We start from the raw sequence: 24,454 nt of genomic DNA, 5'->3' as shown, positions 1-24,454 counted from the left end.
AGCCTGCATTTATTTTTTCTCATTATCTGTTTCCTTCGCTGCATATTTGTTCAAGCTTCTAATTGAAGCATTTGTTCACGCAGTTCGTTTAGCTTGTCTTTAGACTTTTCGATTTTCTTCTTGTCCTTTTCCTGCATAGCCTCAAACAATACCGCCAGCTCATAATCTAACTCCAGGCGAATAACCGCCAATTGTTCTTTTGATTGTACGTGTGTGGTTAATCCGTTTATTAATTGTCTCATTGTGAAGCACTCCTTTTGTGATCATTCATTGTAATGGGTTTATTTCCATAAGCTTTCGTCATCAACAGTTATTGCTTCTATTAGGTAGTATTTCTATTTTTTTGTTTTTTTATGATAAAATATTTCCAATATTAAAGAGGAGGATATTTTATGGATTTCCCTGGTTTTACTCAAACAGATTTCAATGTATTCAGCATTCCGGGCTTAGATAGCCGAATGGAAGCTTTAAAAACATCCATACGTCCAAAATTGGAGTCTCTTGGCTCTTACTTTTCTGAAGAACTAAGTGTTCTTACCGGCGAGGAAATGTTTCCTCATGTAGCTAAGCATGCCCGGAGGACGGTGAATCCGCCTAATGATACGTGGGTAGCATTTTCCAACAACAAACGCGGCTATAAGCAGCATCCTCATTTCCAAATTGGCTTGTGGGGATCTCACTTATTTATTTGGTATGCTGTTATTTATGAAGCCCCAAATAAAGCAGCGGTAGGAGCTTCCCTAGCGGACAACCTCTCTTACATCCGGAAGAATATCCCTGGTGATTTCGTATGGTCAGTCGATCATACGAAGCCCGATGCAGTGAAAATGAAGGAGCTGTCCGACGATCAGCTAATCCATTGGTTTGAGCGCCTCCAATCTGTCAAGAAATCAGAAATTCTTTGTGGCTACCACTTACCTAGGGAGGAAGCTGTACAGCTAAGCGGTGCCGATTTGATTAATCTCTTTCAAGATGTGTTTGTAAAATTAGTACCCATATACCAAATGTCTTAAACAAGCCAGCCCTCTAAAATCTTGATTTTAGAGGGCTGGTGTTTTATTTCATTTTGATTCTATCACCCGAAGAAGCGGCTTTCATTTTCTGTACCGCGCGGTAAGACGAGTAGCCGCTTACTTCTTCAAATTCATTACAAACTTGCTTCTCTTCGGACTTGCTAGGAACGATTTCTTTAAAGCGGCGGTAGGCATTCATTAATTCATCGCGATCCACGCCTGTTTCATAGGCCTTTTCGATCGTTTCGAAAAATTTGACTACATCGATCACTTCTTGTGTTGACCAATGTGTTGAAAAAGGGTAAGAGTATTCCAACGACGATACACCTCTTTTTTTGTTTTCATATTAAGTATCTTCAATTTATCATTTTTATTTCTTAGCTGGCTAATTAAACGCTTTTGTCATGTGCTGGGCAAACGATGTGGAACATGCTATAATTTGTTTCCAATGTAACCAAAACACGTAAACACACATGTAACTATAATTAATTGAGGTGAAAAATACATTGTCACAGCGCACTACTCCCCTCTTTACTGGACTGAAAGCCCATGCAGAAAAAAATCCTGTACAGTTCCACATTCCAGGCCATAAAAAAGGAAGCGGTATGGATCCTGAATTCCGTGAATTCATCGGCGAAAATGCCTTGTCCATCGATTTAATTAACATTTCGCCGCTTGATGACCTTCATCATCCTCAAGGGATTATCCAGCAAGCACAGGACTTAGCTGCAGAAGCCTTTGGAGCAGACCACACCTTCTTTTCCGTTCAAGGAACGAGCGGGGCCATTATGACGATGGTCATGGCGGTGTGCGGACCTGGAGAGAAGATTATCGTTCCACGTAATGTCCATAAATCCGTCATGACAGCCATTATCTTTTCTGGAGCAGTTCCTATCTTTATCCACCCAGAAATCGATGAAAGGCTTGGCATATCACATGGAATTACAACCGAAGCCGTTGAACGGGCCTTAAAGGAGCATCCAGATGCGAAAGGGCTTCTTGTTATTAACCCTACCTACTTCGGCATCTCGGGTGATTTGCAGCAAATTGTAGAAATTGCTCACTCCTTTGATGTGCCTGTACTTGTAGACGAAGCACACGGTGTGCATATTCACTTCCATGAGGAGCTGCCTCTGTCTGCCATGCAGGCAGGAGCCGATATGGCAGCTACAAGTGTTCATAAGCTTGGCGGCTCCCTTACACAAAGCTCCATTCTGAATGTAAGAGAAGGTCTTGTCTCCGTAAATCGCATTCAGTCTATCTTAAGTATGCTGACAACAACTTCGACTTCTTACATTCTGCTCGCTTCTCTAGATACAGCTCGACGGCGCCTCGCTATGGAAGGCAGAGAGCTACTGGATGGGACCATTCAATTAGCGCGCTCTATGCGTAAGCAAATCAATGAAATTCCGTACTTGCACTGTCCAGGTAAGGATTTACTTAGCTCTAAAGCTACCTATGACTTTGATCCAACGAAGCTGATTATTTTTGTGAAAGAGCTAGGGATCACAGGGCACGAGGCTGAAATGTGGCTGAGAGAAAACTATAACATCGAGGTAGAGCTTTCCGACCTGTACAACCTGCTTTGTATCGTCACGCCTGGGGACACGGAGCGGGAAGCGGATTTGCTTATCCGGGCACTCCAGCATATGGCTGATGTATGCAAACAGCCGCTTGACAAGGAGTTTCAAGAGGTATTGCTTCCTGACATCCCTCTATTAGCTCTGTCGCCTCGCGACGCCTTCTATGCAGATACAGAGATTATACCTTTTGAGGAATCCGCTGGAAGAATTAGTGCTGAATTTATTATGGTTTATCCGCCTGGTATACCGATTTTTATTCCTGGAGAGATTATTACCGAGGACAACCTCACTTACATTCGCAGGAACCAAGAGGCCGGCCTCCCTGTTCAAGGTCCGGAAGACTATGAGTTGAAAACACTGCGGGTCATTAGAGAGCGTAAGCCAATCGTCTAAATACACAAGAAAGCTGGGAGCAGATGATCTGTTCCCAGCTTTTTTAGATGTTTCATTTATTTTCTATTAGTCATCTAATTCGGTCTCTTCTTCGCAGCCGCAATGAGAGTATAAAATAGAAACTTTCTCATCTTCAAAGTGATCCATTGTACTCAAGCAAGATTGACAAACGATTGTTCCCATTTTCTTCACTCCTTCTAAATTTGTAAACGCTTAACTTATCATTATTTAATTTAATAATAATATAACACATTAAATAATTCAAGCTTAAATTGTATAACACATTTACTTTTTGGGAATAATAACTTACTTATAACCTTTCTAATTTCCCAGATAAAAGATATAAAAAGAACAGCAAACGGGTTATGTTTCCGTTTGCTGTTCGTTCTTGATCACGGCAGGGTCAACAAACTCATATCCTTTCTGCCGCAGCCCGGTAATGATATCGTCGAGCGCCTCGTTTGTCCATTTCCTGTCATGCATCAGCAGGTTTGCACCATTTTGCAAGAGAGGCGTGTTAACCATTATATTTGCCAAAGGTGCTTCATCCATATATTCCTCTTCCCAATCGTAGCCGTACGTCCAATTCATTAGCACCATATTCTCTTCCTGAACGATTTTTCTTGAAAAGTCCGTGTTGCTGCCGAAAGGGGCACGGAAGAAAATGGGCTTTTCACCCGTAATTTCCTCTACCATTCTATTCACTTTTAAAATCTCTTCACGCTGCTCTTTTTCTGTTAAGCTCTTTAAATTTTGGTGGGAGTAAGTATGATTGCCGATTTCAAAGCCCATATGTGCAATTTCCTTTAATATCTGCCTGCTCTCTTCTTCTTCGAGAAACATACCATTCACAAAGAAGATAGCTGGTACTTCATATTCCTTAAGAGTTTTTGCCATTTCTAAAGAATAATTCTCCGGAGCATCATCAATAGTCAGGAGAGCAACTTTAGGGTTAGCATCTTGGAGCGGCTCAATTGTCCACAGCTGCTCGTTTATCCGGTAAAGAGGTGGTGTTTCTGCTGGTGTCCCCTTTGCTTCCTCGCTCACCTTTTCTTCGGCTTGTTCACTATTCGCCTGTTCCTCCGGTATAGGAGGCGTTTGCTGACTTTCTTCAGGAGCCTCAGCAGCATTCTCTCCGCAGCCAGCTAATGCAATCGAGAGAGTCAAGATACCTAACCATTTTCGCATGAGTATTCCTTCCCTTCCTGTATTTGGCTTCATTTTACCAAATGAAGCCAAATGAAAAAAGCAACTAAAGTATCTGATCTGCCACCGCTTTGCCTGTCCAATAGAGGAGCAGTGTTGTCAATGTCATAGCCATGCTCTGTCTTCCGGAAGGCAGGAAGGTTCGTGCAGCAGTTAAACAGAGGTAGAAGAAGATAACAAATAGAAGGCCATGAAACAGTTTGGAGTCCCCCTTTGATAACCAGCCGGCCAGTGTGTAAAAGCTCCAGATCATTAAATGAATTAACACTACTATATAATATTTCATGAATGCTCCCCCCAGCGTAAGACCTCATTTAATATAGCTTATGGCCTTCCTCTCCCTAACTGAACCGCCTTTCTAATTCCCAAGAAAGAATGCACAAAAAAACTGCTGCAGCGACCGGACAAAATCCGGCTGGCTACAGCAGCAAAAAACGTATTATTTTACAATGTGAATTGGTGAACCAAGGGCAACCTCTGCTGCTTCCATGGTCATTTCACCTAGAGTTGGATGAGCGTGGATCGTCATTGCTACATCTTCCGCTGTCATACCAGCTTCGATTGCAAGCCCGATCTCAGCGATCATGTCAGAAGCACCAGTTCCAGCAATTTGTGCACCAACAATCAATCCATCCTCTTTGCGTGTAACAAGCTTAACGAATCCATCTGTGCTGTTAAGTGCTAATGCACGGCCGTTTGCCGCAAATGGGAATTTCGCTGCTGTTACTTCTAAACCTTCTTCTTTTGCTTCCGCTTCTGAATAGCCAACAGTTGCTAATTCAGGTTCAGTGAAGCATACTGCTGGAATAGCTAGATAATCGATTTCAGAACGTTGTCCTGCGATTGCTTCAGCAGCGATTTTTCCTTCGTAAGAAGCTTTATGAGCTAATGGAGAGCCTTGTACAATGTCACCAATTGCATAGATGCTGGACACACTTGTACGGCATTGCTTGTCAATTTCAATTAAGCCTTTTTCTGAAATTTTCACACCAGCTTCTTCTAAGCCAAGCTCTTCAGTGTTTGGTCTGCGTCCCACTGTTACAAGCACGTAATCCGCTTCGATTTTCTCTTCTTTTCCGCCAGCTTCATAAGTAACGATAACGCCGTTATCAGTTTCCTCAGCAGACTTAGCCATTGCCTTTGTGACAACTTTTACGCCTTTTTTCTTGAGGCTGCGTTTTACAAGGGCAGACATTTGCTTTTCGAAGCCGCCTAAGATTTCATTGGCACCTTCAAGGATAGTTACTTCCGTACCGAAGTTAGCAAAAGCGGTAGAAAGCTCTGCACCGATGTAGCCTCCGCCAACAACGACCATTTTATTCGGTACTTCTTCAAGCGCTAATGCACCTGTAGAGTTGATAACGCGATCAGAGAATTTAAAGTTAGGAATTTCGATTGGACGAGATCCTGTTGCTACAATAGCATTTTTGAATTTATATGTTTGAGCAGAGTTTTCATCCATTACACGAAGTGTGTTGCTGTCTACAAAGTAAGCTTCTCCGCGAACGATATCTACTTTATTTCCTTTGAGCAGGCCTTCAACACCGCCAGTTAACTTCTTAACAACGCCAGCTTTCCACTTTTGCACTTTGCTGAAGTCCACTGTAACGTTCTCAGCACCGATACCCATGTCATCGGAATGTTTCGCTTGCTCGTAACGATGAGCTGCTGTTAATAAGGCTTTTGAAGGGATACAGCCAACGTTTAGACAAACGCCGCCGAGTTCACCTTTTTCGACAATTGTTACTTTTTGTCCGAGCTGCGCAGCACGAATAGCTGCTACATATCCACCAGGACCGGCACCGACAACAATTGTGTCTGTTTCAACTGCAAAATCTCCTACTACCATTGTATTACGCCTCCATTAATAAAAGTTCTGGGTCATTTAACAAACGCTTGATGTGGTTAAGCGCATTTTGAGCAGTTGCACCGTCAATTAAACGATGGTCAAAGCTCAATGATAATGCTAACACAGGTGCAGCTATAATTTCACCATTTTTTACGATTGGTTTTTCAGCAATACGGCCGATACCAAGAATAGCTGCTTCAGGATGATTAATAACTGGAGTAAACCATTGACCACCTGCGGAACCGATATTGGTAATTGTGCAAGAAGCACCCTTCATTTCATCTGGTGACAGCTTGCCGCTTCGTGCTTTATCGGCTAATTCGTTGATTTCAGCCGAAATTGCAAACATTGGCTTACTATCCGCATTTTTCACTACCGGCACGAGCAAACCTTTGTCCGTATCTGCTGCAATGCCGATGTTGTAATAATGCTTCTGGATAATCTCTTCGGTTTCATCATCAATCGATGCATTTAGCACCGGGTATTCACGCAGCGCGCTCGTTAATGCTTTCACTACATAAGGAAGGAAAGTCAGCTTTATTCCTTTTTCCTCAGCCACTGCCTTAAATTTCTTGCGGTGATCCCAAAGCTTAGAGACTTCTACTTCGTCCATTAAAGTAACATGTGGGGCCGTATGCTTAGAGTTAACCATCGCTTTCGCAATTGCCTTGCGAATACCGCTCATTTTCTCCCTTGTTTCAGGGAAGGCGCCTTCAGGCACAACAGCTTTAGCTTTATTCGGTGCTGCTTCTGTCTTCTCTTCTGCAGCCTTTTCCGTTTGTTCAACCGCCTTTTCTTCCGTTGGTTGGCCGCCTGCAAGGAAGCTGTCGATATCTTCCTTCAAGACACGTCCATTCTTCCCGGAGCCGGCAACCTGACGAATATCCACATCGTTATCACGTGCATATTTGCGTACGGATGGCATAGCGATAACACGACGGTTCGGGTCTACTTCTGCCTGAGCCTTTTCTGCTTCAGCTGCTGGCTGCTCACCTGCACCTGTCGCCCCGTCTGCCTGTTGCATAGGCGCTTCCTCTTTATCGAGGTCTTGACCCTTCTCAGCAGTTGATTGCACTTGCTCTTCCGTCTTCTCTTCAGCGCTGCCTTCATTTTCATATCCAGGCGCATCGATTTTGATTAGCACATCGCCTACGACAGCAACTGTCCCCTCGTCTACTACGATATCTTCCACCGTTCCTTCTACTGGAGAGGGAATCTCTACAACTGCTTTGTCGTTCTGAACTTCACAAAGGACATCATCTTCTGCGATCTTGTCGCCTGGCTTGACAAACCATTTGACAATTTCGCCTTCATGAATTCCTTCTCCGATATCGGGTAATTTAAATTCATATGCCAACGTCTTCATCCTCCTAAATAATAATTAATTCTCAAAGCAAACAGCCGAGCATTACCTGTTTAAAACAGGATTAAAACTCAAGCACTTTTTTCGCTGTTTCAATAACATCTTTAAAGTTCGGCAGCCAAACCGGTTCAGCTTGTGAGAATGGATAAACCGTATCAGGAGCAGTTACACGAAGTACAGGTGCTTCTAAGCTTAGGATCGCCCGGTCATTAATTTCCGCTACTACATTTGCCGCAATACCTGCTTGCTTCTGTGCTTCTTGTACGACAATTGCACGTCCGGTCTTCTCGACAGAAGCGACAATTGTTTCTACATCTAGCGGCTGAACAGTACGTAAGTCAATGACTTCTACAGAATACCCTTCTTTCTCCAGCTCTTCTGCTGCCTTAATGGACTCATGAACCATCGCACCATAAGAAATGATAGAAAGGTCCTTCCCTTCCCTTTTCACCTCTGCCTTGCCAAGAGGGATCGTATACTCCTCTTCCGGCACTTCTTGACGGAACGAACGATACAATTTCATGTGCTCAAGGAAGATGACTGGATCGTTGTCACGAATAGCTGAAATCAACAGTCCTTTTGCGTCGTACGGAGAAGATGGAATGACCACCTTCAACCCTGGCTGCTGTGCTACGAGTCCTTCTAAACTATCTGCATGAAGCTCGGGAGTAAATACTCCGCCTCCGAATGGGGAGCGGATGGTTACTGGTGCTGAGTACACCCCACCTGAACGATAGCGCATACGAGCAAGCTGACCGCTGATAGCATCCATTACTTCATATACGAAGCCGAAAAACTGAATTTCCGGCACCGGACGGAAACCTTGCAGCGAAAGACCAACTGCTAGCCCTCCAATACCTGACTCTGCAAGCGGCGTATCAAATACGCGGTCCTCTCCGAATTCCTTTTGAAGGCCTTCCGTCGCGCGGAAAACCCCTCCGTTCACCCCAACATCCTCTCCAAAGACGAGAACATTCTCATCATTCTTCAGTTCTGTACGCAGAGCGTCCGTAATAGCTTGGATCATTGTCATTTGCGCCATGGCTTACTTCGACTCCTTCTCTTTATAAATTTCATATTGCTCTTTTAAATTCACTGGAAGTTCCTCGTACATATTAGAAATTAAATCCGTCACTTTTTGTTTAGGTGTTTGATCCGCCTTCTTAATAGCCGCTTTAATTTCTTCTTTTGCCCGCTCAATAACGGCGTTCTCTTTTTCTTCGTTCCATAGTCCCTTGCCTTCTAAATAGGCACGGAAGCGGATAAGCGGATCTTTCTTTTCCCACTCACTGTCTGTTTCGCTTGTACGGTAACGTGTCGGGTCGTCCCCGGCCATTGTATGAGGGCCATAGCGATAGCATAGTGTTTCAATTAAAGTCGGTCCTTCTCCATTTAGCGCACGTTCTCTAGCTTCGCGTGTCACTGCGTAAACCGCTAATGGGTCCATGCCATCTACAAGAACGCTTGGAATACCGGCTGCTACCCCTTTTTGAGCAATTGTTTTAGCAGCTGTTTGTTTTTCTCTTGGTGTTGAAATAGCAAACTGGTTGTTTTGCACAAAGAAAATGGCAGGCGCATTAAACGCGCCGGCAAAGTTAATTCCTTCATAGAAATCACCTTGGGATGAACCGCCATCACCTGTATATGTAACGGCTACCGCTTTTTTGCCGCGCTTCTTCAAGCCAAGCGCCACACCGGCTGTTTGAATGTACTGCGCTCCAATAATAATTTGCGGAGACAGAACATTAACCCCTTCCGGCATTTGGTTACCGTGGAAGTGCCCGCGCGAGAATAAGAAAGCTTGATAAAGAGGAAGACCGTGCCAAACGATTTGAGGAACATCACGATATCCCGGAAGCACCCAGTCCTCTTTCTCCAAAGCAAAATGGGAAGCAATTTGAGAAGCTTCCTGTCCGGCTGTAGGTGCATAGAACCCTAGACGACCTTGACGGTTTAAGGAAATAGAGCGCTGATCCAAAATGCGTGTGTACACCATGCGGGTCATCAATTCCTCAAGCTGGTCGTCTGTTAAATCAGGCATCGCACTCTCGTTAACGACTTCTCCTTTCTCATTCAAAACTTGAACCATTTCAAATTGATTTTCAATCGTTTCGAGCGTTTTCTTTGCATCGAATTGCTTTTTCTTATTGGCACACATGAAAGCCACCGATCCTTTCTTTTTTGGTTATACCTGTCATTCTCCTTGATCACACGGTTTAACTAGCTGAGCTCTCTCGCTTCCTTAGCGGTTACGCTGTACTAATTTATATTTCATTATTAGTAGTACAACTCTTGTTTATAGGTAAGAGTTTATACTAACATCGCACTCAAAGTCAAATAATAATCGTTGATTTAATAGCGATTGTGCTTTTAACCTATTTCCAGAAGTAAAATCTGTATTACTTAACAAAACAAACTGTGTTATAAAAACAAACAACTTTTCTATCTGTTATAGAGTAGTTCCCTTTTTCATTCTCTCTTTCTTTTTATACACGTATACCCTTTCCCTTTCAGGAAGAAAAAAAACCGGGAATTTCCTTCCCGGTTTTCAGTCTCATCAGCTGACTAGCTCTTTGATAAGGCTTCTTCGAAAGCTGCCCGTTGTTTATTAAATTGGTTGGTGAGCTGGTTAAACTTCTCATTAGCCTGTATAAGCTTTTCACTGCCGGCATTAATTTTCTCCAGCTGTTCTTCTACATCCTTCAGCTTAGCCTCTTTGTCTTCCATCATATCGAAAAGCTTCTCATTCAGCTCAATGTTCTCCGTATAGAGAGTCTCAATTTCATCATACTCTTTATATCGGGCTCCTGCTGTTTTCCGAAGCTCGCCCAGCTGCTCATTTAGCCGTTCACCCTCTATATTGCCAAGTTCATCCAGCTCCTCTATAGCGGATGCAGACTTCTCCATTGCCTCCTGTTCCTTAGCAAACACTTCGGCGCGTTCCTTTAATATCTTGTCCGCTTCTTCACCAAGCTCCTTTATCTTGCTTTCTTCCTCCTTGCTGACAGCCATCATATCCTGAAAGATATTTTGCTCTTTCTTCTCTAAATCAGAAAGCGTCTCTTGCTGCTTTACAAACTCACTTTCAGCTTGTGCCGCTTCTTCAAATACATCCACCGCCTGCTCTTCAGGCGTTCCACCGCAGGCGGCTAGTAAACAAGCAGCCGAAGCGATGGACATAATTACTTTTTTATTCATCCTGCTTCCCCCCATGCCCTGACTTCTCTTACTTATGTATCATACGGGATTTTCCTCTTTTTCCATACCCTTTTCACACTTTTTCTGAAACCTTTGCTCACTCATTAACAACATTTCTTTTTTTTGATACACTAACCATAGGAATTGATGAATAGAAGGAAGGTACCTATATGATCACAATGAATGATATTATACGTGAAGGTCATCCCGTTTTAAGAGAAAAAGCAAAAGACGTGGCGTTGCCTTTAAACGAAGAAGATAAAAAAATAGCAGAAAGCCTGCTTGAATACGTAAAAAACAGTCAAGATCCCGAAGTCTCACAAAAGTACGGCCTTCGTCCAGGTGTTGGCCTAGCTGCTCCTCAAATCGCCGTTTCTAAACGGATGATTGCCGTCCATGTCTATGATGAAAGAGGCCAGCTATTCAGCTATGTATTGATTAATCCTAAGATTGTCAGTCATTCTGTGGAGCAAGCATATTTAGCTTCTGGGGAAGGGTGCCTCTCTGTCGACAGGGAGGTTCCTGGTTACGTACACCGGTACGCGAGGGTAACCGTCAAGGCTGCAGATCTTGAAGGGAATGAATTCAAGATTCGACTAAAGGGAATGCCGGCCATTGTTGTTCAGCATGAGATTGATCATTTAAATGGTGTCATGTTTTATGACCATATTGATCCGCAAAACCCTTTTGCTGTTCCACAAAACTCTACTCCTATCGAAAGATAACATAGAAAGAAGTGGCCGGCTGTCTAAAACAGCCGGCCACTTCTTTGCTCGTATCATTGTCATTATATAAGCTCAAGCTTTTTTAACGCATGATAAATACCATCTTCTGCTACATCAGCCGTTACGAGGTCGGCAGCTTCCTTCACCTTTGGATGAGCATTGCCCATAGCAACGCCTGTTCCTGCCACTTTTAGCATTTCTATATCATTCAGCCCATCTCCGAATGCATATACATCTTCCATTTTAAAGTCAAGCCGGTCCATCAGCTTTTTGATACCCTCCGCCTTCGATCCGCCTCTCGGAAGAATGTCAAGCGAATATGGATGCCAGCGGATAAAAGAAAATTCAGGGAACTGTTCCCGATAATACTCTTCCTCCTCTTCCTTGCAGAACACCAGCGTCTGATACAGTTCTTGCTCCTTATAAAGATCCGGATGCAAGTCTGGATAAGGAAATTTCAAGCTTGAAATGCTTTCGGCTATATATGTATCGTCCGGACGGTTCGCTTTCATATGTGACTCGGTCATATAAACAAGTGAATGATTTCGCTCTTCCGCATGCCGGTATAGCCTGTCAAGCGAATCAGCCGCCAGCGGGTTCAAATAAACAACCTCTTCCTCAAACACCACGTATTGACCATTAAAGCTGACGAACGAGTGAATATCCAGCTCCTCTCGCAAGTCCTCAAACATAAAAGGCGCTCTCCCCGTAGCAATGGCTGTGTATACTCCATTGTCCCTCAATCGCTTAACCGCTTCTTTTGTAGCAGAAGGCAGCTTCTTATCATGATTAAGCAATGTCCCATCTATATCAAAGAAAGCAATTTTCGTCATACAAGCAGCTCCTCCCCGCTTTTTCTCCTTTTCAAGCTATCTCAACTTTTGAAAAAAGTCAATTAAACACCAACCATGACAACAGCTGCCAAAATACGAGCAAATAATCCAATGCACAATCGGCCATAATAAAAGTAAGCATAAGGAACTGTTTTGAGGATTGCGAAGCAGAATTGCTTCACAACCCTTTAAATTTTGACAAATACATGCTAGAATAACCATAAGGAGTGATCCACTATGTTTAAAAAGCTAAAGAAAAAGCTTGTCAAACAGTGGAGAGACATACTCAGAAGAAAATCAATCGCATAGCGTTAATTAGGTGTGGCCTTCCGTTATGGAGGGCTGTCTTTATGTATAGACGTATAGACAGCAGCTGACAATTGTTTATAAAATGTGCAAGACATGAAAAAAAACTGGGTATTCTATATAATAAAAAACAGCACAGTAATTGAAGAGAAAGAAACTGTCTTCTGATCGATTCAGCTAGACAGTTTTCATATATTAAGCGGACAAGGAGAGAACTAGAAAATGATTTTTAAAGTGTATTATCAAGAAAAAAGAACAGAAGTACCCGTACGCGAGAACACACATGTTCTTTACATGGAAGCACCTTCTGAACGGAAAGTGCGCGAATCTTTAAAAAACCGCCCTTACAATATTGAATTCGTCCAATCTCTTGAGGGGGCTTACTTAGCCTACGAGCAACAGTCCCCTAAATTTCAGCTGGAGAAGCTGTAATTTATGAAAGGCGTAAAAAATGATCAAACGGCGGTGTTTGCCCTGGGCGGTTTGGGCGAAATCGGAAAAAACACTTATGCTGTACAATTTCAGGATGAAATCATTTTAATCGATGCCGGCATTATGTTTCCGGAAGATGAGCTTCTCGGTATTGATTATGTCATTCCTGATTATACCTACTTAGAAAGAAATGTAGACAAGATTAAAGGACTATTTATCACGCATGGCCATGAAGACCATATCGGCGGGATCCCGTATTTACTCCGCCGGGTAAATATACCGATCTATGGAGGAAAATTAGCTCTTGGATTAATTAAAAACAAACTTGAAGAACACGGATTGCTCCGTCAAGCGAAGCTGCACCCGATCCAGGAGGATGACGTCATCAAGTTTCGCAAAACATCTGTTACCTTTTTCCGTACGACGCACAGCATCCCTGATTCTTACGGTATTGTTGTAAAAACACCTCCAGGCAATATCGTCCATACAGGTGACTTTAAGTTTGATTTCACACCAGTGGGTGAGCCGGCAAACTTAACAAAGATGGCTGAAATCGGCAAGGAAGGCGTGCTTTGCCTCCTATCTGACAGCACAAACAGTGAAGTGCCAAATTTCACGATGTCTGAGCGGCGGGTAGGCGAAAGCATTCAAGACATTTTTAGAAAAGTCGAGGGCCGGGTAATTTTCGCCACATTTGCTTCTAATATTCACCGCCTGCAGCAGGTAGTTGAAGCAGCCGTGGAAAACAACCGAAAGGTAGCTGTCTTCGGCCGAAGCATGGAAGCAGCCATTAATATTGGCCAGGATCTCGGATACATCTGCTGCCCAAAGGACACATTTATTGATACACAGCAATTAAATAGGCTTCCAGCTGACCGGGTGACCATTCTTTGTACAGGAAGCCAAGGTGAACCGATGGCTGCTCTTTCCCGGATTGCTAACGGCACGCACCGGCAGATTCAAATTCAGCCGGGCGATACCGTCGTCTTTTCATCGTCGCCTATCCCTGGAAATACCATCAGTGTAAACCGGACAATTAATGCTTTGTTCCGCGCAGGAGCAGAAGTCATTCATGGTTCCTTGAACAATATTCATACGTCGGGACACGGAAGCCAGGAAGAGCAAAAACTAATGCTTCGTTTAATAAAGCCTAAATACTTCATGCCTATCCATGGTGAATACCGCATGTTAAAAACGCACGTCCAGTTGGCTGTAGATTGCGGTGTGCCAGAAGAGAACTGCTTTATCATGGATAACGGAGAAGTCCTTGCTCTCGGCAAGGATACGGCCCAGCCTGCAGGCAAAATCCCTTCCGGCTCTGTCTATATAGATGGCAGCGGCATCGGGGATATCGGCAACATCGTTCTTCGGGACCGGCGCATCCTTTCAGAAGAAGGATTAGTCATTGTCGTTGTGAGCATTGATATGGAGACATATAAAGTCGTAGCTGGACCTGACATCATTTCCCGCGGCTTTGTGTATATGCGTGAATCCGGCGACTTAATTAATGAAGCTCAAAGCATGTTAAATAAGCATATTCATCGCACGCTAAGCAAGAAAACCACTCAATGGGCGGAGATTAAAAACGAAATCACTGACGTTCTCGCCCCATTCCTTTATGAGAAAACAAAGCGTCGCCCGATGATCCTTCCAATTATTATGGAAGTATAAGCATATAAAAAAGAGGCGGGAGTACTCCCGCCTCTTTTTTATATAACCGATCAATCAACTGCCTAAAAGAGATCATTGTTGGTCATATTTTTTTCAAAGCGGCCAATGTCTGAATCAGCCCCGATAACAATCAAAATATCCCCTTCTAAAATCCGCTCATCTGCTTGAGGCGAGACAATAATATCGCTCCCTCTCTTGATCGCAACAATATTAATCCCATATTTCGCTCGAATGTCCAAATCGAGCAATGAATAGCCTGATAACGGGCGGTTCGCGACAATCTCCATGATGGAGTGTTCATCTGAAAGCTCTAAATAATCCAGCACATTATTAGAAATCATATGATGAGCCAGCCTTCGGCCCATATCTCTCTCCGGGTGCACAACATTGTCTGCTCCAATCTTTCTAAGCACCTTTTCATGGTAATCATTTTGCGCTTTAGCGGTAACTTCCTTGACTCCGATTTCCTTTAGCATCAATGTTGTTAAAATGCTGGATTGGATATCATCACCAATGGCTACTATCACATGGTCGAAATTACGAATACCCAAGCTTTTCAAAATGGATTCGTCCGTCGTGTCAGCTACGACAGCATGAGAAGCGATTGGTGCAAACTCATTGACTCGATCCTCATCTACATCAATGACCATAACTTCCATTCCTTCTTCAGCGAGCGCGCGGCATATGCTACCGCCAAAGCGCCCCAGCCCAATAACTACAAATTCCTTCTTCATATAAAATCCTCCATCATCAAGTCATGAAGTCCCCTTCCTTTTATTTAACAAGGATACAAGGCCTTCACAAGCCGAGAATTCCCAATTGCTTTATTCGCCTATTTTATCATAAATAAGAGAAAGAATAGAGACCAATTCTTCGCTTTTGCTTTCCTCCTGCTCTTCATCAGGCACAAGAGCTGCCTAGTATCCGCTGAGGACAAAATAAAAAACCAGCCGGCTGGCTGGTTCCTTTATTGTGCACCTTTTTCAGTTTCGTCCAGTACACGGTTTACACGCTTTTCAAGCATTTTCATACCGCTTCCGCCTGCTTGGAAGTGACGAAGGTTTCCTTCTTTATCAAATACATAGTAAGCCGGCACATATTGGTTCTCAAACGCTTCTGTTAATTTATGCTGGCTGTCAACAAAAATCGGTTGAGTGATTCCATGCTCCTTCGCTACTGATTCGATTTCTTCAAGGTTTAAATCATCCTCAGAGCGCGGCATATGCACAGCTACTACGTTTAATTTATCGCTGTATTGATCGCGAAATTCATTCACTTTTGGCATTGCTTCCTTACATAGATGGCAGCTGATAGACCAGAAGTGAATAAGTGTTGGCTTTTCACCGATAAGCTCTTCTTTTTTCACTTCGCCGTTCAGCCAAGCTGTTTCACCTGTTAATTCCGGCATTGGTTCTCTTAATTTCATGATGCTAGCAGCCTCCTTTTGTTTGAAAAAGGCCTAACTGATTCGTTAGGCCTTTAATTACTTGGTTATTCCTTTAGGGAATATTATAGAGTCTCTTGACCTGGCTTCCAGTTAGCAGGGCAAAGACCGCCAGTTTGAAGCGCTTGAAGCACACGTAGTGTTTCATCAACATCACGGCCAATGTTGTTGTGGTTAACTACTTGATATTGAAGTTCGCCTTCTGGGTTGATGATAAACAAACCGCGAAGAGCTACGCCTTCTTCTTCGATTAATACACCGTAGTCACGAGCCACAGTGTGGTTTGTATCAGCAGCTAGCGGATACTTAAGATCGCCAAGACCGTTGTCTTTGCGGTCAGTGTTAATCCAAGCTAAGTGAGTATGGATAGTATCAGTAGATACACCAATTACTTCAGCATCTAGATCTTCAAACTCATCGTAACGATCAGATAAAGCAGTGATTTCTGTTGGACATACGAAAGTGAAGTCCATTGGATAGAAGAATAATACTGTCCACTTGTCGTTTTTCATGTTTTCTTCAAGACTTACTTTTCCGAATTCTTTGTTAGGCAATACTGCGTCCATTTCGAAACGTGGGGCTTGCTTAGCTACCATGCGTTCTGCCATTGTTAAAATCCCTCCAAAACATTTTCTTTATAATTGAGAAAGTAAAGGAGATTTTCTCATTTACTTTCTTCTCACAATTTTCATTATAATATTTACCAATAAATCAGTCAACATCTATTTATAATAATTTTAAAAAAGAAATAAGTATTCTAAATGTTTATTTCCGAAGTAAAGAGGCCCTTTACTGTTATGCCCAGAACCAACCTTTTTAAACAATCTTCCTTCATTTAGTGTACCACTTTCTTCATGGCAAACAAAATGATAACCCCTAAGCTTTTTAAGCGAGCGAGTGGAAATAGCTTGTCATCGTTTCAATGCCTACTTGAATAGCTCGTTCATCCGGATTAAGCTTAGCATGATGAAGACCATAGTCCGATCCTACTCCGAGCCAGAACATGAGGCCGGGGATTTCTTTAAGCATGTAGCCAAAATCCTCACCAGTCATTGCCTCTTTACATACAACAAGCTCTATGTTTTCCTTTTGATTCATAAAGTCGATAAACCGGCGTGCAATGGATGGGTCATTATTGACCTGATAATAATTACAGCCATAATCGATGTCTGCTATGCATTCAAACCCCACCTCAATACCTTCGATCAGCTTTTCGATCCGATGCTTAGCTTTAGCCATCGCCTCTGCAGACAAGGTACGAATGGTTCCTTCAAGTCTAGCGTGCTCCGCAATAATATTCTGTACAGTGCCGCCTGTCAGCTTGCCGATCGTCACGACCGCACTATCAAGCGGGTCTGTATTTCTTGAAACCACTGTCTGCAGCTGTGTAATCAAATGGGCAGCAGCAACAACCATATCCCTCGTTTCGTGGGGAAAAGCAGCATGTCCGCCTTTGCCTTTCAAATCAATAAATAACTCTGAAGTGTTAGCGAATAAAAGTCCCTCTTTCGTAGCAATCGTCCCTGCCGGATACTCAGGAGCAATATGTAGAGCATAAATTTCATCCGGCCTCCACTGCTGCATTTCTTCGCTTGCCATCATTGGCGCTGCGCCCCCTGGGCCTTCTTCAGCGGGCTGGAAAATAAATAATAAGTCGTTATCGATTTCATTTTGAACAAAGTGGGTAAGCACTCCTAATGCAATACTCATATGTATATCGTGCCCGCAGGCATGCATCATTCCTTCATGAGTTGATCCAAAGGCAAGCCCTGTCTGTTCTTCAATTGGCAGACCATCCATATCGGTTCGGTAACCGATCGTTCGGCTGCCGGTTTTCCCCTTTACCTTGGCAAAAATACCGGTTTTCCATGTCTTGATTTTAAGCCGCTCTTGCGGAAGAGAAGCTAAATAATCAAGGATATACCGCTGGGTCTTAAATTCCTTAAAGCCTATTTCCGGTATTTGATGAAGGTTTCTACGTATATTAACAAATGGGCTATGAGCCATCTCATTCACTCGCTCTCTTTACATAAATAGATTAAACTCGTACCAAAAAAGGCATAGACTAAGCAGCCCATGCCTTTTTTTCGTGTATCTCCTGTTGTGCAGGCTGCTTACAGTTTGCGCAACTCTTGCATAATTTCTGTCTTTGACTTTGTTTGATCGTCAATTTGCTTAATTACTTTTGCTGGCGCTCCTGCTGCGACAGAGAATGGAGGAACATCCTTTGTAACAATCGCTCCTGCTGCAACAACTGAGCCTTCACCGATTCTTACGCCTTCAAGTACAACAGCGTTTGCTCCGATTAGCACGTCGTCTTCTAATACAACCGGTTGTGCGGAAGGGGGCTCAATAACGCCGGCAAGCACCGCGCCAGCACCCACGTGACAATTTTTACCGACTGTCGCACGTCCGCCAAGTACGGCATTCATGTCAATCATTGTTCCTTCCCCAATAACAGAACCAATATTAATGGACGCACCCATCATAATGACAGCATTATCACCGATTTCAACTTGATCACGGATAATTGCTCCCGGCTCAATGCGCGCTTTTACTCCTTTCAAGTCTAGGAGAGGGATGGCAGAATTGCGACGGTCGTTTTCTACCACGTAATCCTCAATTTTGCTTTCATTTTGCTGAATCGCTTCGGAAATTTCAGCCCATTCACCGAATACAACTCCTGAACGTCCTTCGATAAATGCTTTAGCAGAAGGACCGAAGTCTAGGTCTGCTACGTCCCCTTTAACATATACCTTCACTGGCGTAGATTTTGTACTGTTACTAATAAAAGAGATAATCTCATGTGCATCCATCATTTTCATCGTATGTATTCCTCCTCAAATTCTATAGGTTGCGGAATATTGATTAATCGCCGCATTTCTTCTTAATTTATCAGACTAAAATCAATTTCACAAGAATAAATTCTTTGCACAATTTTTTATTTTTTAAACTCTTCTACCACTTCTACAAACGCTTGCACCTGCTTTAGTTCAAAGGCCGAATCATAGCCAAGCAGCCACGTATCCCGGCGGAGCGGACGCTGATCCTCATCCATCAGCGGCAATTTGAATACACCTCCCTCCGCTCCATTAAGCGTAATCGCCGGCAAAATAGCATAGCCAATACCGTTGAAGACCATCTGCTTGCAGGTCTCTATCTGATCCACAATGATAGAGCGCTCAGGTGCCATCTGAAATTGCCGGTGCCACCATTCTTGAATTTCCTGATAATACGTAGAATCGCTTTTAAATTGGATGAAAGGCTTGTTTGTCGACAATATTTCCTCTACAGCACGAATCTCTTTATCCACTAAATACAGGCTGTCTTCAAAGAGATGGATTTTGCGCCCCTTCCACTCCGGTATTCCGCGAATAATTCCTACATGCACTTCGCCCTCGTACAGTGCCTTTGTAATCTCACTGCTCCAGCCGGTCATTAGTGAAATCTTTGCGTGAGGATATTTCTCAACGAATTTCTTTAAAACCTGCGGCAGCCAATTTTGCCCAACAATGGAAGCACAAGCAATCTTCAAGGTTCCATGAACTTCTGACTCAAGAGATTGAAGCTCTTCTAACACTCTTTCCTTCTTTCCCACTACCTCTCGGGCAAACTGAATAATCATTTCTCCAGAAGGCGTTAAAGATAACCCTTTTGGAGAACGGTTAAATATTTTCGTGCCCCAGTCTTTTTCAATCGCCTGCAAGCGCTGCGACAAAGCCGGCTGAGAAACAAACAGGCGCTGAGCAGCTTTTCTCATATTCAGTTCTTCTGCCAACACAGCTAACAGCTGGAATTCCGAAAACGACATACCATGTTCCTCCTACCTCATTAGTCATTCACCTTTCTTCAAAAGCAGCAAAAAGAAAAATGAAAACAGAGCAAAAATTAATACGACCACATATACGCTGTGGAGCGAATAATCAAGCCCCTCCTTCAAAAGCCTAAAAGCACTATCAGAATACGCTTCACTATTACCGCCAAGCAATTCATTAACCGAATCAATCGAAAGGGTTTGCTCATCATCTGACTGGTTCTGTAAAAAGGCATTTAGCCGGCTGTTCAGCACTCCGCCTAATAAAGCGGCTCCTACTGTATTTCCTAGATTTCTCATAAACATGTTCGCAGCTGTTGCCGCCCCTCGCTGCTTCCATTCTACTGTATTCTGAATGGAAACAATAAAAGCTGTAGACGTGAGGCCCATTCCAACCCCTAAAAAGAATGAAGAAACCGCCGCCCACCATGGTCCGCTTTCAGGCTCCATTAAGGCAAACAACAAGCCGCCGATAATTAAAGCAGCCCCGCCTAGCACAGTAGTATTTCGATAGCCAATGGTAAGAAGCAGATTTCCAGAAGCAGTAGAAGCAATCGGCCAGCCAATAGACATGGCTGTTAGCGTAAAGCCTGCAACCGTCGCACTTTCTCCCATCACTCCTTGCACATAGGTCGGCAGGAAGCTGGAAATACCAATCAGCATAATCCCTGTGGTAAACGACACAATATTAGCAATTAAAATCGGCCGGACCCGCCAAAGGTCGAACGGCATCATAGGAGAGGCTGTCCGCTTTTCGATCCAGACGAAAACAGCAAAAGCAATGGCTGCTGCACCAAATAACAAGCCGCTTTGAATCGATAACCAAGGAAAGCTTAAGCCGCCCTCCACTAACAGAAACATAAAAGAGGAAATAGAAAGTAAAAAGACGATGGTGCCAGCATAATCAATCTCGGGCTTTTTCTTTTCTACCTCTTCATGCAAAAACAGAATAAGTACAATAATAGTCAACAAACCCAGCGGCAAGTTAATCCAGAAAACAAACCGCCAGCTGATAAATTCAACAAACAAGCCGCCAAGTGCAGGCCCTGTAACAGCCGAGATTCCCCATACGCTAGATAAATAGCCTTGTACCTTTGCCCGCTCTTCCTTTGTATAAATATCACCAACAATAGTTGTGGCGACTGGCATAACTGCACCTGCTCCAACTCCCTGAATAAACCGGTATACAATCAGCTGTTCCATCGACCCGGCTAATCCGCACAGTAGGGAGCCTATTGAGAAAATAGATACTCCAATAACCATAATTGGCTTTCTGCCGAATATATCAGCAAGCTTTCCGTAAATGAGCACAGTGGCCGCATTCATCAGCAAATAGGCGGAAAACACCCAGCTGTAAAGAGAAAACCCTCCTAAATCAGCGACAATCGCCGGCATCGCCGTTGAAACGATCGTTGCCTCAATAGCCCCCATAAACATGGCGAGAATAACAGCAGCGAGCACAAGCGGCCTCTTCGTCACTCTCCTTCTCCTCAGTGCCTCACTCAATGGCTTCATCCCCTCTTCAGACAAATTGCATGTTAAACAAAAAAGGACCCCTGTAAGAAATGCAGCGAAAGGGTCCCATCAACAAAATTGTTATTTGAGCTGATCTACATGATAATTTAAATGCTTAAGGATCACTCTTCTTGTTAATATGCCTTGAAATTCCCCTTTTTCATCTGTCACACACAAGAAAGGATGATTAATCAACAGCCCCAGCGCTTTGCGAAATTGATCATCTACCGTTAAATGAGGATTATCAGTCGACATAACATCTTCTACTTTCATATGCTCCAGCTTTTCAAATTCAATTCTCTCCAGTCCGAGAATCGCTTCTGTAATCATTGGAGAACTGATTAACCCTTGAAATCTATATTTAGCATCCAAAACTGGCACTGCTGTATACCCGCTTTTTGTGAGAATCAGCAAAGCATGCTCGAGACTATTGCCAACCTGTACGTGGGCCACTTTTTCAGCGGGAATAATGTAATCCATTATGTTTGTGTGAAGTACGTCTTTACTTTCAAAAGAAATCATTTCATACTACCCCTTTATGTGTTTTCTCTACTTAGAAGTTCTCCCACATCCCCAGTTTCTTCTTATCTCCCTTCTATTATAACAAACATCCTGCTTGCTTTACACAATTAACCAAAAGCCCTGCTTAGTCATAAGCAGGGGCAGCGGTTTCATTATTCGGATTGTTGTTGTTTCTCTTCTTGTAAAAGCTCAAAAATCTCAATTGCTGTCATATCGATATCATCAAAAGGAAATTTCGTACCTTTACCGTCCTTATCATATACTTCCAGTTCAAAGGTATCTTTTCCCGGAAGGAATTTTACCTGGCAAAGCGTTTTGCCATTTACCTCGAATAAGCGCTGCTGAACTTCCCCGGTTTCTCCACCTTCCTGCAGAGTCTTCAGGCGTTGGATAATTCCTGTTAATTGTGACATAAAATAGATCGGCCCCTTTCATCTTTATCGCTCGCGTCAATGATTATTTTAACTTTTGACTGTAGCAAACCGTTTCGTATAAAATAAATAAGCAAAAGAAATATACCATACATCGATTTCATATCCAACTATTTTATTTTTTCGTTTATTCCAACAATGCCAATAAAAGCTGCTTTAAATAGCCTTGTCTTAAAGGAGAGTTACGATGAAGTCCGTTATTTTATATACCCAGCCCGATTGCCCACCATGCGAAATTACGAAACTATTTTTAAATGATCGAGGGGTTCCCTATGAGGAAAAAAATATTGCTGTCGATGCAGAGGCCCAAAGAGAATGGAAGGACATCTGGCACTCTTTTTCCACACCGACTGTCGTGGTCGGCAGGGAAGCTGTAAGAGGATTTAATATAGAAGCATTATCAAGTCTTTTGAAGCAGCATGGATTGTAGCAGGAGACAAACACCTTAACCCGCGATGCCTGTTCGCTACTATTATAAAAAGATGACAAGGAGCGTTTCCTTGTCATCTTTTTGGACGACCAGTTACCACCATGTGCTGGCCAAGTAAAGGATGAGCAAAATGGTCACAGCACCTGCAAGAATATACGCCCAAAAGACAGGGTTTTTCGCGTATGGATGAGCTTGGACATTATCGGAAATAGGTTCGTCCATTCCCTCCTTTGCCTGTGCCTCCTGCTTCACCACTTTCGTTGTATAAATAAGACCAATAACGCTTATAATGACAACGAGCATCAAAAAAACAGGTAAGAAACTACCCACCTTACCACTCCTTCCGCTTTCTTTATTGTTAGTGTGCGTGGTGCTTTCCATTTTATTCACTAAAGCATGCTCCGCCTTCTTTCCAAAAAGTGCCTAACCTCTCCGCTGCTGCTATTAAAACTATTCAGATACTTTCCAATCGCCCCAAAACGGGGTATAATAGATAAAAATTAGTCCGAAAGGAGCCTTTTCATTGAATATGCCTAAAGAATCTCCTGCCCAAACTCCATCTACTTCAGCCCTCGCTAAAGCCATTTTTACGGTGAACCGTCATGCTAAGACAGCGACTAATCCAAAATATTTGTATTTATTGAAGAAGAAAGCGTTGTTGAAGATGATTAAAGAAGGGCGGGCGAAAAAAATCGGACTGCATTTTTCTAAAAACCCAAGAAATAGCCAGCAGCAATCAGATGTACTAGTAACGTGTGATAATTACACCTTCCACATTCCGCCATGCAAAGAGGATTTCGATAAACTCCCTCACTTCGGAAGACTGGATGAAAAGAAAAGAAACCCTAAAACACATATGAACTTAACAGAAGCCAAAAGAATCCTTCAATCATATACCGGCTGTACCGAACGAGAGCAGCAGCCTCCTTACAAAAGAAGACAACAGTACAACAAGCCCGTCTTCAAGCCGCTTGGTCAATCATACTGATCGTTTAGCATGCTCTCCTTGTGTCTTTCTTGCATATCAATAAAGTAATGGTCAGGGAGTTTAATTAAAGGGCAAGGTCCTTTATCAATCATTTCGCAGGCAAAAAGATTTACAAGCCCTTACGCATTTTATGTAATGGCAAAAAGGATAGGTAAAGGAGCACCGTCTGCTTTACCTATCCTTTTTAGTACGGCCTATCACCACATTTATCGCCATAGCTTCCTCACTTCTCCCTCCTGCACTACGCCGTGCCTCTTCCTCAACCTTTCATCTAGCATCACTTCCAAATAAAGCTCCTTACCCCTGTTAACAGTGAGGAGAGGGTGTACATTACTTCGTTCATTCTGGATCATTATATGAATATCGGTCAACCCATTAAGCTCCTCTATTTTTAACTCCTTGATAATAATTTTCATTATTGGTTATACTGTTGAAAAGAAGGTAGCCGAAAAGGTTACCTTCAAAAGACTTTAATGCTTGGGTTCAAAGGTTTTGCAGTCTGTTTCTTCAGAAGTAGAAGCATTCTCAGATGTATGGTTGACAACATAAATAGATGAAGCATTGCATAGGTTCCCTGATCCCCAATACGTACAGCTGTCCACTTCGCATTTTACATCTTCTGCCATATAAATCGCCTCCTTTATTATTTAGTATGGTCAAAGGGAGACAATTTAAGCCCAAGAAATATATACTGCCTGCAGATCATGAACCGCCTTATATATTTCTAATAGAGAAGGA

The 24,454-nt window shown here is 43.0% G+C and carries 29 protein-coding genes; 7 read left to right on the top strand and 22 right to left on the bottom strand.

Annotation, left to right across the window (positions count from 1 at the left end):
* Positions 1-50: 50 nt before the first annotated feature.
* Positions 51-242 (bottom strand): hypothetical protein, encoded by a 192-nt coding sequence (locus tag QY97_RS00490; RefSeq protein WP_039231856.1) that lies wholly within the window; start codon positions 240-242, stop codon positions 51-53.
* 150 nt (positions 243-392) lie between these two features.
* On the opposite strand from QY97_RS00490, the gene QY97_RS00485 reads away from it, so the two are divergent.
* Positions 393-1,013, top strand: coding sequence for a YktB family protein (locus QY97_RS00485; RefSeq protein ID WP_039231853.1), 621 nt, complete (start codon positions 393-395; stop codon positions 1,011-1,013).
* Between the two features lie 43 nt (positions 1,014-1,056).
* On the opposite strand, the gene QY97_RS00480 is transcribed toward QY97_RS00485, so the two are convergent.
* Positions 1,057-1,329, bottom strand: coding sequence for a UPF0223 family protein (locus QY97_RS00480; RefSeq protein ID WP_039231849.1), 273 nt, complete (start codon positions 1,327-1,329; stop codon positions 1,057-1,059).
* Between the two features lie 190 nt (positions 1,330-1,519).
* Here QY97_RS00480 and QY97_RS00475 point away from each other — a divergent pair, with 190 nt between their 5' ends.
* A complete protein-coding gene (locus QY97_RS00475) occupies positions 1,520-2,989 on the top strand; it encodes an aminotransferase class I/II-fold pyridoxal phosphate-dependent enzyme (protein ID WP_039231846.1) in 1,470 nt (489 codons plus the stop codon).
* A gap of 66 nt (positions 2,990-3,055) precedes the next feature.
* On the opposite strand, the gene QY97_RS00470 is transcribed toward QY97_RS00475, so the two are convergent.
* The 8 genes from QY97_RS00470 to QY97_RS00435 form a co-directional block, all read right to left on the bottom strand.
* Positions 3,056-3,172 (bottom strand): GapA-binding peptide SR1P, encoded by a 117-nt coding sequence (locus tag QY97_RS00470; RefSeq protein WP_039231843.1) that lies wholly within the window; start codon positions 3,170-3,172, stop codon positions 3,056-3,058.
* A 180-nt stretch (positions 3,173-3,352) separates the two neighbouring features.
* A complete protein-coding gene (locus QY97_RS00465; RefSeq protein ID WP_039231840.1) occupies positions 3,353-4,177 on the bottom strand; it encodes a polysaccharide deacetylase family protein in 825 nt (274 codons plus the stop codon).
* Between the two features lie 64 nt (positions 4,178-4,241).
* A complete protein-coding gene (locus QY97_RS00460) occupies positions 4,242-4,481 on the bottom strand; it encodes a hypothetical protein (RefSeq protein WP_039231837.1) in 240 nt (79 codons plus the stop codon).
* A 153-nt stretch (positions 4,482-4,634) separates the two neighbouring features.
* The gene (gene lpdA, locus QY97_RS00455) at positions 4,635-6,044 is read right to left on the bottom strand and encodes a dihydrolipoyl dehydrogenase (RefSeq protein ID WP_039231833.1); all 1,410 of its coding nucleotides are present in this window, start codon (positions 6,042-6,044) and stop codon (positions 4,635-4,637) included.
* Between the two features lie 4 nt (positions 6,045-6,048).
* Positions 6,049-7,401, bottom strand: a complete 1,353-nt coding sequence (locus tag QY97_RS00450; RefSeq protein WP_039231830.1) for a dihydrolipoamide acetyltransferase family protein — start codon at positions 7,399-7,401, stop codon at positions 6,049-6,051.
* 70 nt (positions 7,402-7,471) lie between these two features.
* Positions 7,472-8,449 (bottom strand): alpha-ketoacid dehydrogenase subunit beta, encoded by a 978-nt coding sequence (locus QY97_RS00445; RefSeq protein ID WP_039231829.1) that lies wholly within the window; start codon positions 8,447-8,449, stop codon positions 7,472-7,474.
* 3 nt (positions 8,450-8,452) lie between these two features.
* Positions 8,453-9,565 carry a pyruvate dehydrogenase (acetyl-transferring) E1 component subunit alpha gene (gene pdhA / locus QY97_RS00440; RefSeq protein ID WP_039232195.1) on the bottom strand — a complete coding sequence of 371 codons (1,113 nt, stop codon included), beginning with the start codon at positions 9,563-9,565 and terminating at the stop codon, positions 8,453-8,455.
* Between the two features lie 407 nt (positions 9,566-9,972).
* Complete coding sequence (locus QY97_RS00435; RefSeq protein ID WP_039231826.1) at positions 9,973-10,605, bottom strand: YkyA family protein; 633 nt, start codon at positions 10,603-10,605, stop codon at positions 9,973-9,975.
* A gap of 170 nt (positions 10,606-10,775) precedes the next feature.
* Here QY97_RS00435 and def point away from each other — a divergent pair, with 170 nt between their 5' ends.
* Complete coding sequence (def, locus tag QY97_RS00430) at positions 10,776-11,330, top strand: peptide deformylase (protein ID WP_039231823.1); 555 nt, start codon at positions 10,776-10,778, stop codon at positions 11,328-11,330.
* A gap of 62 nt (positions 11,331-11,392) precedes the next feature.
* Here the strand turns inward: def and QY97_RS00425 are convergent, their stop codons facing one another.
* Positions 11,393-12,163: a Cof-type HAD-IIB family hydrolase gene (locus tag QY97_RS00425; protein ID WP_039231820.1), complete on the bottom strand. Its 771-nt coding sequence runs from the start codon at positions 12,161-12,163 to the stop codon at positions 11,393-11,395.
* A gap of 528 nt (positions 12,164-12,691) precedes the next feature.
* Between QY97_RS00425 and QY97_RS00420 the strand changes: the two genes are divergently transcribed.
* Positions 12,692-12,901, top strand: a complete 210-nt coding sequence (locus QY97_RS00420; RefSeq protein WP_039231816.1) for a DNA-dependent RNA polymerase subunit epsilon — start codon at positions 12,692-12,694, stop codon at positions 12,899-12,901.
* 3 nt (positions 12,902-12,904) lie between these two features.
* On the top strand, positions 12,905-14,572 hold the full coding sequence (rnjA, locus tag QY97_RS00415; RefSeq protein WP_039231813.1) for a ribonuclease J1: 1,668 nt from the start codon (positions 12,905-12,907) through the stop codon (positions 14,570-14,572).
* A 62-nt stretch (positions 14,573-14,634) separates the two neighbouring features.
* Here the strand turns inward: rnjA and QY97_RS00410 are convergent, their stop codons facing one another.
* From QY97_RS00410 to QY97_RS00370, 9 genes are all read right to left on the bottom strand, one after another.
* A complete protein-coding gene (locus QY97_RS00410) occupies positions 14,635-15,306 on the bottom strand; it encodes a potassium channel family protein (protein ID WP_039231810.1) in 672 nt (223 codons plus the stop codon).
* A 233-nt stretch (positions 15,307-15,539) separates the two neighbouring features.
* Positions 15,540-15,998, bottom strand: coding sequence for a TlpA family protein disulfide reductase (locus QY97_RS00405; RefSeq protein WP_039231807.1), 459 nt, complete (start codon positions 15,996-15,998; stop codon positions 15,540-15,542).
* An 83-nt stretch (positions 15,999-16,081) separates the two neighbouring features.
* The gene (locus QY97_RS00400) at positions 16,082-16,624 is read right to left on the bottom strand and encodes a peroxiredoxin (RefSeq protein WP_039231805.1); all 543 of its coding nucleotides are present in this window, start codon (positions 16,622-16,624) and stop codon (positions 16,082-16,084) included.
* A gap of 277 nt (positions 16,625-16,901) precedes the next feature.
* Positions 16,902-18,023 carry an N-acetyldiaminopimelate deacetylase gene (locus tag QY97_RS00395; protein WP_039231803.1) on the bottom strand — a complete coding sequence of 374 codons (1,122 nt, stop codon included), beginning with the start codon at positions 18,021-18,023 and terminating at the stop codon, positions 16,902-16,904.
* 107 nt (positions 18,024-18,130) lie between these two features.
* The gene (gene dapD, locus QY97_RS00390; RefSeq protein ID WP_039231801.1) at positions 18,131-18,841 is read right to left on the bottom strand and encodes a 2,3,4,5-tetrahydropyridine-2,6-dicarboxylate N-acetyltransferase; all 711 of its coding nucleotides are present in this window, start codon (positions 18,839-18,841) and stop codon (positions 18,131-18,133) included.
* 116 nt (positions 18,842-18,957) lie between these two features.
* Complete coding sequence (locus QY97_RS00385; protein ID WP_039231799.1) at positions 18,958-19,827, bottom strand: LysR family transcriptional regulator; 870 nt, start codon at positions 19,825-19,827, stop codon at positions 18,958-18,960.
* A 24-nt stretch (positions 19,828-19,851) separates the two neighbouring features.
* Positions 19,852-21,345 (bottom strand): MDR family MFS transporter, encoded by a 1,494-nt coding sequence (locus tag QY97_RS00380; RefSeq protein WP_039231797.1) that lies wholly within the window; start codon positions 21,343-21,345, stop codon positions 19,852-19,854.
* Between the two features lie 81 nt (positions 21,346-21,426).
* Positions 21,427-21,867, bottom strand: coding sequence for a cyclic-di-AMP-binding protein CbpB (gene cbpB, locus QY97_RS00375; RefSeq protein ID WP_039231794.1), 441 nt, complete (start codon positions 21,865-21,867; stop codon positions 21,427-21,429).
* Between the two features lie 152 nt (positions 21,868-22,019).
* Positions 22,020-22,280 carry a YkuJ family protein gene (locus QY97_RS00370; RefSeq protein ID WP_039231791.1) on the bottom strand — a complete coding sequence of 87 codons (261 nt, stop codon included), beginning with the start codon at positions 22,278-22,280 and terminating at the stop codon, positions 22,020-22,022.
* A gap of 205 nt (positions 22,281-22,485) precedes the next feature.
* Here QY97_RS00370 and QY97_RS00365 point away from each other — a divergent pair, with 205 nt between their 5' ends.
* Entirely contained in the window at positions 22,486-22,728 is a 243-nt protein-coding gene (locus QY97_RS00365) for a glutaredoxin family protein (RefSeq protein ID WP_039231788.1), read from the top strand.
* A gap of 93 nt (positions 22,729-22,821) precedes the next feature.
* Here the strand turns inward: QY97_RS00365 and QY97_RS00360 are convergent, their stop codons facing one another.
* Complete coding sequence (locus QY97_RS00360; protein WP_039232191.1) at positions 22,822-23,058, bottom strand: hypothetical protein; 237 nt, start codon at positions 23,056-23,058, stop codon at positions 22,822-22,824.
* A 199-nt stretch (positions 23,059-23,257) separates the two neighbouring features.
* Between QY97_RS00360 and QY97_RS00355 the strand changes: the two genes are divergently transcribed.
* Entirely contained in the window at positions 23,258-23,716 is a 459-nt protein-coding gene (locus QY97_RS00355; protein WP_039232188.1) for a YkyB family protein, read from the top strand.
* Between the two features lie 470 nt (positions 23,717-24,186).
* Here the strand turns inward: QY97_RS00355 and QY97_RS19755 are convergent, their stop codons facing one another.
* Complete coding sequence (locus QY97_RS19755) at positions 24,187-24,342, bottom strand: DUF1540 domain-containing protein (RefSeq protein WP_082090050.1); 156 nt, start codon at positions 24,340-24,342, stop codon at positions 24,187-24,189.
* Between the last annotated feature and the right edge of the window lie 112 nt (positions 24,343-24,454).

It is taken from the genome of Bacillus thermotolerans, from assembly GCF_000812025.2.
GTDB classification, from domain to species: Bacteria; Bacillota; Bacilli; order Bacillales; family Domibacillaceae; genus Quasibacillus; species Quasibacillus thermotolerans.
Note: the sequence above shows the minus strand (reverse complement) of the source record. Positions and strands in the feature narration are given on the sequence as shown.